The sequence below is a fragment of the Actinopolymorpha sp. B11F2 genome (genome assembly GCF_040195635.1).
Taxonomy (GTDB): Bacteria; Actinomycetota; Actinomycetes; order Propionibacteriales; family Actinopolymorphaceae; genus Thermasporomyces.
In genome coordinates this window covers 61,922-75,365 of sequence record NZ_JBEFTX010000027.1, presented here as the reverse complement: position 1 = coordinate 75,365, position 13,444 = coordinate 61,922, and the positions used below count along the sequence as shown (strand labels likewise).

Sequence of the window (13,444 nt, the reverse complement as noted above, 5' to 3'; positions counted from 1 at the left end):
TGATGCTCCCGGACCTAGGCGACCTTGACGTGCTGCATCGGCTCCATAGCGAGATGCCTTCGGTGGATCGCCCCACCGAGCTGACCTCAACGACATCCGAGCCAGCGCGCTTATCCGTGACCACCTGGACGATGACGTGGCAGGGATAAATGCCAGCATCGACCTCATCCGACGGACGCGTGGCGGGCGTTGGCCAGTGCGGATCTACGTCACACGTCCGTGTACTCCTGCTCGACCTCGGGATCCCGCCGCACACTTCGCGCCCTTTTGCCGGGTCACAGCCCTAATGGGCAGGCGCTGTTCGCCATTATCACGTGAGCGACCGGCGGGCGAGGTGGGAAGTTGCCTTCGTGCTGTTATTCACGGGCGGGCACGGCCGGTAGCATCGGCGCGCAGCGCTCGACGCAGGTTTGCGCCGCCTGTCTCCCCGGCCGGCAAAGGAGCCTCCGCTCTATGGGCACACATCACCATCGGCACGCAACGCAGCCGATGTGGCGTTCATGGCGTTCCGCGCTCTTTTTCATCATTCCGGCCGGGCTCGTCACGCTGGCCGCGATGATATGGCTGTGGCCGCCGGACGTCTCTGGCCCGGAACAAACCGGCATACCGGGCCGCACCTTCGGTGTGATCATGGTGATGGACCGTGAACCCTGCCCGGATCAGATCGGCGCCAACAATTCCGGATGCGGCACCGCATTAGTCCAGATCACTAGCGGCCCAGACGAGGGCGAGGACATCACCGTCGACCTGTCTGGCAGGACTGCCTCTACAAAGTTCGCTGAAGGTGACGAGGTGGTGCTGACGCACCAGGTAGAGCCCGGCGACGGGCTCTACGCGATCGTCGACCATCAGCGCAGCAACCAGTTGTGGATGCTGGGCGCTGCGTTCGTCCTCGCCGTGATCGCCTTCGGCCGTTGGCGAGGGTTGACAGCGCTGGCCGGACTGGTGGTCACATTCGTGGTGCTGCTGCTGTTTGTCGTTCCAGCCATACTTGCCGGCAAGCCGCCGTTGCTGGTCGCGATCGTCGGCTCCGCGGCGATCATGCTCACCGTGTTGTACCTCACCCACGGGTTCACTAGGTCCACATCTGTTGCGGTGGTTGGCACTCTCGCCAGCCTCACCCTCACCGGCCTGCTCTCAGCAGCCGCGGTCGCCGCCACGCACTTGTCCGGCGTCGCCGACGAACAATCCGCCTACCTCGGCGTTACCCACAACGTCAATATGCAGGGCCTGCTACTCGCCGGCATCCTCATCGGCTCCCTCGGCGTGCTCGACGACGTAACAGTCACCCAGGCTGCAACCGTCACTGAACTCGCCCACGCCAACCCCGCCTACCGCTTCATGCAGTTGTACCGCGCCGCCACCAGGGTCGGTCGTGCCCACATCGCGTCGGTGATCAACACGATCATCCTCGCCTACGCCGGCGCATCCCTCCCGCTGCTGGTCCTCATCGACGCGAACAACCGAGCCGTCGGCGAGGTCCTCACCAACCAGCTCATCGCCCAAGAACTCGTCCGCAGCGCCGTCGGCACGCTCGGGCTGATCGCAGCCGTACCCATCACCACGGCACTCGCCGCCTACACCGCCCACAGAGCAGGCACCGTAGCCGCAGTGACCGAACGCCGCCCGGAGACCCACCGGGCCGACGGATGGCCACACGCCGCAGAAGGTGCACACGAGACCACCGACCTGTCCCGACAACACAAGGACAGGATCAGCGACCGGTAGATAGATCAACACACCCAAGTGGCGAGCGCGGACGACAAGCAATCGATGCCAATCCAGGCGATGGGCCCGACGAACGCCCTCCGATGCAACACCTTCGACCTCGACGGACTGAGGGCTTTCGCCACTCGCTAGGCCTCGCTCCCGCCAGCTACTGGGCCGACCTGATGCGTACGTCGGACTCGTGTGCAGTGGTGTCTACCAGATGGCCGGCTCGCACGCGGCAGGTCTAGCAACGTCCCGGGTTTCGGCGACGGCGCAAAGGGTCTTGACCGAGATCTTCCATGTGTCGTCCTGCCGGACGGATTGACCAACGCCGCTCAGGATGGTCTTGCGCTGCTGGGACAGTGTGAAGGTCACGTCGGCACTCGTGGCAGAGGTGAAGGTTACTTTCTCAGCCGTTGCTGTTGCCTGTCCTAATTCTGCGTCGTGAGCGAATGCATGGACGAAGAGCCGCTATCGCTTGATCGAAACAGTTGGCCGATCCGGCTGCGCCTTGCGGGCAAGGGCAGCCGGGGGGCATCGGGCTGGTGATCGTGACTGACCATGATCAGCCGCGCCAGGTTGGGTGTTCTGCTGTTGCGTGGGCGTTGCGACTACATCGGGGTCGCTGTTCGTGGGGTGCTGCAGCGGGGTTCGGGTGCAATCCTGTCTCGCATGACCTCGGATCACGGCCACGGACGCGGTCACGACCACAGTCACGGCCACGGCCGCGCTCACGGTCACGATGCCGCGCCGAGGGGTTGGCGCAGAGTGGTGGCTGCGGTGCGGCATGCGGTGGTGCCGCACAGTCACGACTCCGCGGATGTGATCGACGGGGCGTTGGAGGCGAGCAGGCGAGGGATGCGTGCTCTGTGGATCTCCTTCGGCGCACTCATGGTCACTGCGGTCGCCCAGGTAGGGCTGGTGGCTGTCACCGGTTCGGTGGCCTTGCTGGGTGACACCTTGCACAACTTCGCCGATGCGCTGACGGCGGTCCCTCTGGCAATCGCTTTCGTTCTTGGACGGCGTGCGGTGTCGCGGCGGTTCACCTCCGGGCTGGGGCGGGCCGAGGACCTGGCCGGTCTGGTGATCGTGATCGTCATCGCCGCGTCGGCCGGCTTCGCCGCGTGGGAGGCTGTTGGCCGACTGGCCCATCCACGGCAGGTCACGGACCTGGGATGGCTGGCGCTGGCCGGGGTGATCGGGTTCGCGGGAAACGAGTGGGTGGCCCGGTATCGGATCAGGGTCGGACGGCAGATCGGCTCGGGCGCCCTGGTCGCAGACGGGCTCCACGCCCGTACGGATGGGTTCACCAGTCTTGCCGTCTTGTTGTCTGCAGGCGGCGTGGCGGTGGGTTGGGACTGGGCCGATCCGGTGGTAGGGCTGCTGATCACGGCCGCGATTGTGAGCGTGTTGTGGAGTGCGGCGCGAGAAGTGTTCGGCCGGCTCCTGGACGCCGTAGATCCCGAGTTGGTGCGGCTGGCCGAGCGGGTTGCCCGCGAGACCCCAGGGGTGCGGGATGTCGAACATCTACGGCTTCGCTGGGTCGGACACGCCCTGCACGCCGAGGCCGACATCGGCGTGGACGAGACGCTCACCATCATCGACGCGCACGAGATCGCGCACGAGACCGAACACCGCCTTCTGCACGCTCTACCGCGACTGGCCCGAGCAACTATTCACACCCACCCGTTCGGCCCTCCAGGCCAGCTAGCTCACTCCCGAACCGCGCACCACGAGCAGAGCCAGATGAACTGACTCCCGCTGGGCGAAGGGCGCAGCCGGGCGATGCGCCTTGATCTTTCGAAGAGCCTCGTCGGCAGGCGTTCAGCGGACGTCGAGTGCGCATAGAACGGCCGCACCAGCCGCTACTGATGTCAGAAGTGCTGTCAAACGCCCCCCGGGGAGAGGCCGTCTCCGGGGCGTTGCCAAGGCGTTAGAAGTAGGTGGGTAGGCGTGGCACGTAGGGCTGTTCGAGGGCGTGCACCTCGTCTTCGGTGAGTTCGATGTCGAGGGCGGCGACGGCGTCGGAGAGGTGGTGGGGTTTGGTGGGCCCGACGATGGGTGCGGTGACGACGGGGTTCTTCAGCACCCACGCCAACGCGATCTGGGCCATCGGCACTCCTCTCGCTTCCGCGATGTGTTGAACTGCATTGACGATGGCTTGGTCACTGGGCAGGTACAGCGGTCGCCCGTACATGTCGACGTCGGGGTTGGTCTCCGACCGGTTCGTGCCCTTCTCGCCCCAGGGCCGTGTCGCCCGGCCGGCGGCGAGCGGGCTCCAGGGGATACTGCCCACGCCTTGGTGGGCGAGGAGTCCGAACATCTCCCGCTCTTCCTCGCGGTGCAGCAGGTTGTACTGGTCCTGCATCGATACGAATCTGGTCCATCCGTGGAGGTCGGCGGCGTGTTGCATGGTGGCGAACCGCCAGGCCCACATCGATGACGCGCCGAGGTAGCGGACCTTTCCTGCTTTCACCACGTCGTGCAGCGCCTCCATGGTTTCCTCGACCGGGGTTTCGGGGTCGAAGCGGTGGATCTGGTAGAGGTCGATGTAGTCGGTGCCCAGCCGGGTCAGGGACGCGTCGACCTGCTCCATCACGGCTCTGCGGGACAGACCCGCGCCGCCTGGGCCGTCACTCATCTTCTGGAACAGCTTGGTCGCCAGAACGACGTCCTCACGGCGGGTGTAGGACTTGATGGCCCGGCCGGTGATCTCCTCCGAGGTCCCGTAGCCGTAGATGTTGGCGGTGTCCCAGAACGTGATGCCGAGCTCGACGGCCTGGCGGAAGATCGGCTCGGCCTGCTCGTCGCCCAGTGCCCACGGCATCCGGGAGCCGTCACCGAAGCTCATGCAACCGAGGGCGATCCGGCTGACCTTCAAACCCGAGGATCCGAGTCGTCGGTACTCCATTCGTCCTATCCCTTCTTGTCGACCCGCACAGGGTCGGTAGTCCGCTTGGTCTCCGAGGCGTGCGCTGTCGCGCTCCAGGCGGCCAGCAGGTTCAGCTGGTCCTCGGCCTGGGTGCCGGGCCCGGCGGAGTAGGCGATCATGGTCAGTCCGTCGCCGGGCAGCTCGAGGGCGTCACCGGTCAGCTCGATCTCCCCGACGATCCTGTTCGCCAGCCGTTTGCGGGCGGTGCGGTGCAGCCGTACGTCGTGACGTGCCCACAGCACGGCGAAGGCGTCACTGCGGGTCGTCAGCTCCCCGATCAAGTCGCTCAGCCCGCGGTCGGACGGGTCCCGGCCAGCCTGGCTTCGCAGTGACGCCACCATGTCCCGGGCGATCGTGTCCCAGTCCAGATAGAACGCTTTGGCGTATGGGTCGAGGAACACGAACCGGGCCAGGTTGAAGGGCAGTGCGTCCCGGGTCAGTACGCCGTCGAAGAGGGCCAGGCACAGGTCGTTGGCGGCCAGGAGGTCCAAGCGCGCGTTTCGCAAGTACGCCGGCGTGCCGGTCATGCCGTTCAGGATGCCGAGCAGGGCCGGCCGGACCCGGATCACTGCCGGCTTGGCCCTGGGCGCACGGGAAGCTGGGGCCGACGCCGATCTGGCGAGGTCGAACAGGTGCTGCCGTTCTGCCTCATCCAACTGCAGGGCCCGTGCCAGGGCCTCCAGCACCGAGTCCGAAACCCCCGACAGATAGCCACGCTCAAGCCGGGCGTAGTAGTCGAAACTCACCCCGGCCAGCGAGGCGACCTCCTCACGCCGCAGCCCCGGAACCCGCCGCTTCCCGATAGCCGGCATCCCGGCCCGCTCGGGCGTGATCTTTGCCCGGCGGCTGGCCAGGAACTCGTGCACGGCTTGACGGCCCATACCCCGACGCTACGGGCCACCCACCACGCCGAGGAAGGTACTGCCAATGCCTGTTTCATCGCCCGGCCGCACCCTACCGTCGAGCAGGTGCCCGAACCCGCAAGGAGCAGAGCCATGATCAAACGCACCCTCGGCGCCAGCGGACTCGAGGTCTCCGCGCTCGGACTCGGCTGCATGGGACTCAGCCACGGCTACGGCCCGGCAGTCGACCAGCAAGACGGCATCGCCCTCATCCGCGCCGCCATCGACCTCGGCATCACCTTCTTCGACACCGCCCAGGTGTACGGCCCGTTCACCAACGAACAACTCGTCGGCAAGGCCCTGCGCCCCGTCCGCGACCAGGTCGTTATCGCCACCAAGTTCGGATTCTCCTTCGACGTAGACCGGCGTAACGGGCTGAACAGCCGGCCCGAGCACATCAGGGCGACCGTCGAGGATTCCCTCCAACGACTGGGCGTGGACACCATCGACCTCCTCTACCAACACCGCGTCGACCCCGAAGTGCCGATCGAAGAAGTCGCCGGCACCGTCAAGGACCTCATCACCGCCGGAAAGGTCAAGCACTTCGGCCTGTCCGAGGCTGGCGTGGACGTCATCCGACGCGCCCATTCCGTTCAGCCGGTGACGGCCTTGCAGAGTGAGTACTCGCTGTGGTGGCGCGAACTCGAGGGCGAGATCCTGCCAACCCTGACCGAGCTCGGCATCGGGTTTGTTCCGTTCAGCCCTCTCGGCAAAGGCTTCCTCACCGGTGCCATCGCCAGCACGACATCATTCGCCGACTCCGACGTGCGCAACGCCCTGCCGCGATTCACCGAACAGGCCCGCACCGCCGACCAATCCCTCGTCGACCAGGTGGTGGCGATCGCGGCGCGGACCGGAGCAACCGCCGCCCAGGTAGCGCTGGCCTGGCTACTCGCCCAGCACCTGTGGATCGTCCCCATCCCCGGCACCACCAAGATCCACCGCCTACAGGAGAACGCCGCCGCCGTAGACATCGAACTCACCCCCGAAGACCTCAAGCAACTCGATGAGATCTCCGCACAGGTCGACATCCACGCCGACCGCTACCCCCCACACATGCAACAGTGGATCAACCGCTGATTCCCTGAGGCGAGTACGCCCCGGAAGTCGCAGCAGGCGTCACCCGGCCGGTCGGCGAGAGGGTTCCCGGCATTGACTCCGGCGCAGACCAAAGCAAGATCAGCGGGCGACCCCAGGGCCACAGTACGGCGCGCAGAACGACCAATATTCGACCGGCTGCGTAGGTGACGTCGGCGTCCCTGGCCAGGTCGGGTGCTGATCTGGATCGAACTTTCTCGGCCGCGATGTGTCGTTCTCCGTCCATCCCGTTCGTCGATAGGGCGAAGAGGGAGATCAGGGACGGCTGTCCCGGCGACCGAGGAGATTGATCATGTTCGGACAGAAGACCCCGACGTGCCAAGCCATAGGTAGGCAGATCTGGTCCGGGTCGGGGAGGAGGAGCGCTTCGCCAACCCCTCATGAGCCGTAGCGTCGGCCGATCAGGGCACCGACGACTGTCCCGGTTAGTCGAAGGTTCGCTGCGCTGTGCCTCCCGTGAGGACGCGCACGTCAACGGTCGGACATGACACCCGGCGCAACACCATCATGTGAGGGAGAAGATGATCGACCCCTGCTTCCGCTGTTATGCGTCCGAGATTGCCAGGCAGCGCGCTGAGACGATCATCCAGGCGCAGCGCGCACGGCGACTGGCGTCCCAACTGCGGGCCAGGCAAGACCACCCACCCCGAACGGGCCGGAGCGGGGTCAGCCGATGGTCGCGTTTGCTTGCCGACTGGGTTGGGCAGCGTCCCTTGTTCCGCAACCCAACGAGGCCGAAGACGTGACCCGACCGGACAGATATTTCGCGGAGCCTCCGGCAGCTATGAGCGGGCCCACTGCTGGTTGGTTTCCCCGTTGCAGTACCAGACGTCGATCGGTGTCCCGTTGCCCGTTCCGGCACCGGCGGCGTCCAGGCAGAGACCGGGATAGCCGATGCTTGTGATCGACAGGTCGTCGTGGAGTTCCCAGGCCTGGTTGGGCGCACCCGTGCAGTCGGTGATGATGACCGGGCTGCCCGCGCTGGACCCGTCGCCGCCGATCGTCATGCACTTGTCGGCGTACACCGTCAGCTGCTTGTCGGCGGTCCAGTTCCAGGACTGATTGCCACCGCCGTTGCAGTCCCACAGATTCAGGGCCGTGCCGTTCGTCGTCGACCAGCCCGGTACGTCGACGCAGCGGCCGCTGGCCACCCCGCGCAGCGGCTCACCTGGAGGCGCCGGCGGCAGATCGTTCAACGGCTCCTCCTTGAGCAGGCCCCAGCCCCACTGCAGTTGCGCCAGGCCGCTCTCGCTGTTGACCTCCAGGTCACCGTCGCGGACCAGCGTGGTCATCGAGTACGAGTCGCCGTCACGCAGGCCCGGCCAGTAGACGATCCCCATACCCTGGGCGCGCGCCGTCTCGGTGAGGGCGCCGAGATACGACGTGGACACATTGCCCTCGTGATTGCCGTAGTTCAGACCGATCGTCATCGGCGAGCCGGCTTCGTCGATGATCGTGCGCCAGCCGTAGTCGCCGATACGGGGCAGCAGGTTCGCCAGCCACTCCTCCTCGGTCGTGTGGTCGGCCCAGAACCCGTAGAAGTGCAGCGAGAGCAGCGTGCCCTCCAGTTCGGGCGCCGCGCCCACACCGGTCACGTTGTCGTTGTATCCCGTGCCCGAGATGACGATCCGGCCCCGTGGCACTTCGCTGTGCAGCTCGAGCCACGATGAGGTGAGGGACACCCACTCGTCGAGCGAGTAGCCGAATGGCTCGTTCATCGGCTCGAAGTACACCCGAGGGTTCTTGCCGTACGTGTCGACGACCGTGTCCCACATGGCGCGGAAGGCCTCTGGGTCGTCGGCTCGGCCGTCCCTGGCGTTGTTCGCCTCCCAGTAGCTCAGGATCACCTTGAAGCCGTTGTCGATCGAGGCGTCGATGGCGCCCTGGTACGACTCCCACCAGTCGGTCCCGACACTTGACGGGTTGATGGGCAGGCGGACCGTGTTGGCCCTCAGCTCGTTGCGGAACTCCCGCACGATGTCCGAGGCCTTGTGGTACGTGGAGGCGTAATCGTCTCCGACACTCAGGCCGGACGGAACAACCTCGTCGGCGGCGAAGTTGTCCCGCGGGTCCGCCCAGTTGACGCCGCGGAACTCAGCCGTGCCGGCGGGTCCGGTGGACGGCGACGCCGCTGCGGAAACTGCCGAGGCTGCCGCGACGGCCATCATCGAGAGCGTTGCGAAGGTGAGGCGCCAAAGAGTCGTTCTCACAAGGGTCTCCAATCCTCCAGCGCGACGCCTTGGACGCCGCATGATCTGGATTTGGCTGCGATGTCACAGGGATATGGCCTTCATGCGTTCAGGGTGTGTCGGGCCAGCGCACCTTGGCCCGGGTGCGCTCGACCTCGAGACCAGGGGAGCCGATGTGGTGCCGCAAGCATGGCTTCGAGTGCGAAGGTGGCGGCGCCGAGACTGACGGGGTTGCTGGCAAGGGGTGACAGCTCGATCTCGACGGCACGTAGGGGGCGTTGCAGCGTATGCCGGGCCAGGACGTCGCGGATCTCATCCAGGAGTGGGCTACCTAACCTTGCCGCGACCCAGCCGCTCAGCACTACCACGCCGGGGTTCAGGAGATTGATCAGGCAGGCGACGGCCGCGCCGAGGTAACGTGCGGTCTCCCTCACCGTCTTTACGGCGACCTGATCGCCGATCTTCAGCGCGTGCGCGAGCGAGTCGATGGTCGCGGTCTGGTCGTGCGGGTGCAGAAGTGGGCTGCGCGGATCGAGTTCACGTAGATGTTGCATGATTCCGGGCGCCCCGACATAGGTCTCGACGCATCCGTTTGCACCGCAATGACAAGAGCGCCCGCCGAGGACGAGTGTGGTGTGACCCCACTCGCCGGCGCTGTTGGTTTCGCCGCGGTAGAGCGATCCGTCCATCGCGATACCGGCCCCGACACCGGTGCCCAGCGTCACCACGACAACGTTGTCGCGGCTCTTGCCGGCGCCGAACCACAGCTCGGCAGCCGTGCTTGCCTTGAGCGGGTTGTCGAGATGCAGGGGCAGGTCCAGGTGCTGGGAGAGAAGTGTCTGCAGAGGTACGTCGTGCCAGTTCCAGTTCGGTGCGAAGACTGACACTCCGCTCTCGCGCTGGACCTGGCCAGGCACGCTCACGCCCACACCGAGGACGGTCTCGGCCGCGACACCGGAGAGTACCGAGCGCACGCCCGACACGACATGGCTGACGATCTGGCCAGGGTCTGTCTCGCTTGGCCGCACCTCCTCCTCGTCGGTGGCGATCACGTCAAGTCCAAGGTTGAACAGCTCGGTGTGGACGTAGGTCTCCGCAATGTCCACGCCGACAAGCCGGGCGTCCGCACGGTTGACCGTGACCAGGCCACGTGGACGGCCGCCGCCAGAATCTGCGAAGCCTGTCTCCGCGACGACACCGAAGTTGAGCAGTTCCCCGATCAGCGTCGACACCGTCGCGAGGCTCAACCCGGTGCTGGCAGCGATCTCCTGTCGTGAGATCGGCCTGCCCGCGATCACTTCGCGGAGCACACCGAATCGGTTCGCCAACCTGATGTCCCGGGTCGTCCGCCGCCTGATCACTGGGTCTCTCCGGCGTCATGGTCGTGGTTTGTGTGAGACTTCGTAAGACACCTGGCGAAAGTCTGGTGATTGGCTTGTCAATCGACAACGATGTGTCCGACACCGGCTGGCTGTGTGTCCTGACCGATGACGGTCGCCAGGCTTGATCGCGGCGTCTCTCCACGGCAAACCTTTGTTCACCTGTTAGCGGAAGCGTCACCCGAAGTCCGTCGTGGCCGCCGTGGCTCGCCGCGGGAGCGGATGAGCCATCGCCTCCTGTACCGGCTCGCCCAGGGGATGCATGTCGTGCCGCGTCGGCTTACTCATCCACTCGAAGGAGGGGGCCATGGCCCTCGGTACGCGACCGCACCACCACTACCGAACCCGTGGTGCGCTTCGGGCGGCCGTCCTTCTAGGAGTGGTCACTCTGCTACCTCTGACAGCAGTTGCGGCATCGGCCATGACGAGCGACCTGGTGGCTGACCGCCAGGCAGGCACTCCCTCTACCTCCTTCCGCCCCGGAGCGGAGTGGCGTGACACTGACGGCAAGGTCATCCAGGCTCACGGCGGACAGGTCGTCCAGGCCGTCGACGATGACGGGAAGCGCATCTGGTACTGGTACGGCGAAGACCGTAGCAATGGCTATTTCGACAGCCCCGGCATCCATGTGTACTCGTCCCACGACCTCTACAACTGGAAGGACAACGGGCTGGCGCTGCGTACCTTGAGCTCGCAGGACCAGTTCACGAACGACAAGTACTTCGCGCATCTCTACAAGGACGACACCGCCGAGCAACGTGAGATCGTGTGGCGCGACCTGTCCACCAATCTGGAACGGACCGATGGGTGGGCCAGACCCTCGATCCTCGAGCGACCGAAGGTGATCTACAACAATGCCACCGGGAAGTGGGTCATGTGGGTCCACTCCGACGGGCCGTCGTCGCCCACCAGCACTTCGACGTATGCCCGCGCTGAGGCCGGGGTCGCCATCGCGAACTCCCCGAAGGGTCCCTTCCGGTGGCTCGGGTCGTACCGGCTGAACCGCGTCCCCAGTGACTCGGTGCCGTGGTGCGGCAGCAGTCCCGCTTTCGATCCCGCTGGTGGGATGGCGCGCGACATGACGCTGTTCGTCGACGACGACGGCGTCGGTTACATCATCTACTCGTCCGAGGAGAACCGGACGATGTACATCTCCAAGCTCAATGCGGCATACACCTACCTGTCGGCACCACCGGAGACTGCGGTGCAGGGCAAGGACTTTGTGCGTACGCTCGCGTGCAACCAGCGCGAGGCGCCGGCGATGTTCAAGTCAGAGGGCAGGTACTACCTGGTGACGTCGGGTGCTACGGGTTGGGATCCGAACCCTGCGCGCTACGCCACGGCGACCGAGATTCTCGGCACTTGGACCGACCGCGGAAACCCCATCTCCGGGCCTGGTGCTGGTGACACCTACCGATCGCAGAGCACCAATGTGATTCCGTACGACCGGCAGCAGAACAAGTTCATCTTCATGGGCGACCGCTGGACCCCGAGCACGCTGGCGACTTCCCCGTACGTGTGGATGCCGATGAGCTTCGGTGAGAACGGAACTCTGACCATCGGCCCGGACGCCGAGTGGCAACTGGATGACCTCCAGCCGTACCAGCGCTGGACCGTGACCACGCCCGTCCCGGGCCACGTCTGGCTCCGCGACACCAGCACGCTGCCGACGCAAGTCCAGGTCAGTCAGGCCGGCGTCACGACGACCCACCCCGTCTCGTGGGATCCGTCCACGGTGGCGCAGCCGGGCCCGACCAAGCTGCGGGGCACCCTTGACGACGGCCGCACCTTCACCAGGGACGTCGTCGTCGTACCTCACGGCCTGCGGTACGTCGTCAACGCCGGCGGAGCCGCAACGGCTGACTGGCAGCTCCTTGCCGATGCCGGCTCGTCCGAAGCAGGTCTCCTCAACTCCACGCCGGAGCAGGCTGTCGGTGTGGATCCTGGTACCGGCACGACGTGGGGCTACACCGGTTCGAGCGGGACATACGGCGGCGCGGCAGGCGACCTCTACAACACCCTCAGGTGGGCCAAGGACAAAGAGCCACTCACGTACACCTTCACGGGGTTGGATCGCGGAACCTACACCGTCCACGCCGGATACTGGGATCCATGGCCATGGGCCAACCGCGCGGCACAGGTCAGCATCAACGGCACCGTCGTCGACGAGGAGCGGCTCTTCACGAGCGACTACACCGCAGGAGAATACGCGAACATCTCAGTCGGCGACGATGGCGAGATCGTCGTGGACATCGCTCCCACGAGGGCACCGGACATTCAGGTCAGCTGGTTGATGGTGACCCGCACCGATTGATGCAGACTCTCATCCTCCATGGACTGAGACCCTCCACCGAACCCGTCCTGCGGAAATCCAGTTGGGGCGCCGCTTGGCGCCTGGTTACCGTTGGCCACTGTGACCCATCCAGGCTGCGATTCGTACCTGATCTGCGCGACGCCACGCACTGGAAGTACCCTGCTGTGCGGACTGCTGAAATCATCTGGAGTCGCCGGACGCCCCGCCTCCTACTTCAACCGTCGGGGCCTGCATGACTACGCCGACGACTGGCGGATAGCTCGACCTCGTGACGGACGGATCGACGAAGCGTACGTTCGAGCGGCGCTGGCCGCCGGCAGGACATCCAATGGTGTCTTCGGCGGAAGGATCATGGCCGAGACCCTGCCGGAACTGATCGGTGACCTTGCCGCCGCCGATTCTGCATCAGCGGTGACCGATGTGGAGTTGTTGCGCGCCCAGTTCGGTCGGCTCAGATTCGTTCACCTGCGACGACGTGATGTCGTGGGCCAGGCGGTGTCGTGGGCGAAGGCGCTGCAAACCCACTATTGGCATCCGGACGAGGCCGTCAAACCCGGAGGTCAACCTCCTCACTATGACGAAGAACTGATTAGCCGGCTGGTCGCCGCAATCGAGAAGTTCGAGGCGGACTGGACCCGCTGGTTCGCCGCGCACAGCATCGTGCCCTATCAGGTTGTCTATGAGGAGTTGGCGGCAGACCCGCTACGCACTGCACACAAGGTGCTCGACTATCTCGGCCTTCGCCTTCCGCCGGACCAGCAACTGGTGATCGGGCACCGTCGACAGGCCGATCAAGTCAACGCCGACTGGAGTGCGAGATTCAGGGCTCACTGAACCACCACACCCAAGCGTCCCGTTGCTGGCCGTCGCAAGCCGGCATCGCCGCAAGCCGTTCCGTCACCATGACGTCCCAGGCCACA

At 65.6% G+C, this 13,444-nt stretch carries 9 protein-coding genes and 1 pseudogene; 5 read left to right on the top strand and 5 right to left on the bottom strand.

What is annotated here, in order from left to right; all coding sequences use genetic code 11:
* Positions 1 to 636 precede the first annotated feature (636 nt).
* The gene (locus ABN034_RS32540) at positions 637 to 1,728 is read left to right on the top strand and encodes a YibE/F family protein (protein WP_349694794.1); all 1,092 of its coding nucleotides are present in this window, start codon (positions 637 to 639) and stop codon (positions 1,726 to 1,728) included.
* 195 nt (positions 1,729 to 1,923) lie between these two features.
* Here ABN034_RS32540 and ABN034_RS34720 read toward each other — a convergent pair.
* Positions 1,924 to 2,157: pseudogene (locus ABN034_RS34720) on the bottom strand (MTB12 C-terminal domain-containing protein); the annotation flags it as partial.
* 333 nt (positions 2,158 to 2,490) lie between these two features.
* Here ABN034_RS34720 and ABN034_RS32535 point away from each other — a divergent pair.
* Positions 2,491 to 3,465, top strand: coding sequence for a cation diffusion facilitator family transporter (locus ABN034_RS32535; RefSeq protein ID WP_349694793.1), 975 nt, complete (start codon positions 2,491 to 2,493; stop codon positions 3,463 to 3,465).
* 178 nt (positions 3,466 to 3,643) lie between these two features.
* Here the strand turns inward: ABN034_RS32535 and ABN034_RS32530 are convergent, their stop codons facing one another.
* Positions 3,644 to 4,621: an aldo/keto reductase gene (locus ABN034_RS32530; RefSeq protein WP_349694792.1), complete on the bottom strand. Its 978-nt coding sequence runs from the start codon at positions 4,619 to 4,621 to the stop codon at positions 3,644 to 3,646.
* Between the two features lie 5 nt (positions 4,622 to 4,626).
* Positions 4,627 to 5,523 carry a helix-turn-helix transcriptional regulator gene (locus ABN034_RS32525; protein WP_349694791.1) on the bottom strand — a complete coding sequence of 299 codons (897 nt, stop codon included), beginning with the start codon at positions 5,521 to 5,523 and terminating at the stop codon, positions 4,627 to 4,629.
* Between the two features lie 114 nt (positions 5,524 to 5,637).
* Here ABN034_RS32525 and ABN034_RS32520 point away from each other — a divergent pair, with 114 nt between their 5' ends.
* Complete coding sequence (locus ABN034_RS32520; protein WP_349694790.1) at positions 5,638 to 6,624, top strand: aldo/keto reductase; 987 nt, start codon at positions 5,638 to 5,640, stop codon at positions 6,622 to 6,624.
* A gap of 800 nt (positions 6,625 to 7,424) precedes the next feature.
* Here the strand turns inward: ABN034_RS32520 and ABN034_RS32515 are convergent.
* Both ABN034_RS32515 and ABN034_RS32510 read right to left on the bottom strand, forming a co-directional pair.
* Positions 7,425 to 8,852, bottom strand: coding sequence for a ricin-type beta-trefoil lectin domain protein (locus ABN034_RS32515; protein WP_349694789.1), 1,428 nt, complete (start codon positions 8,850 to 8,852; stop codon positions 7,425 to 7,427).
* Between the two features lie 80 nt (positions 8,853 to 8,932).
* Entirely contained in the window at positions 8,933 to 10,159 is a 1,227-nt protein-coding gene (locus ABN034_RS32510; RefSeq protein ID WP_349694788.1) for an ROK family transcriptional regulator, read from the bottom strand.
* Positions 10,160 to 10,517: 358 nt separating this feature from the next.
* On the opposite strand from ABN034_RS32510, the gene ABN034_RS32505 reads away from it, so the two are divergent.
* The gene (locus ABN034_RS32505; RefSeq protein WP_349694787.1) at positions 10,518 to 12,524 is read left to right on the top strand and encodes a glycoside hydrolase family 43 protein; all 2,007 of its coding nucleotides are present in this window, start codon (positions 10,518 to 10,520) and stop codon (positions 12,522 to 12,524) included.
* Positions 12,525 to 12,623: 99 nt separating this feature from the next.
* On the top strand, positions 12,624 to 13,358 hold the full coding sequence (locus ABN034_RS32500) for a Stf0 family sulfotransferase (RefSeq protein ID WP_349694786.1): 735 nt from the start codon (positions 12,624 to 12,626) through the stop codon (positions 13,356 to 13,358).
* Positions 13,359 to 13,444 lie beyond the last annotated feature (86 nt).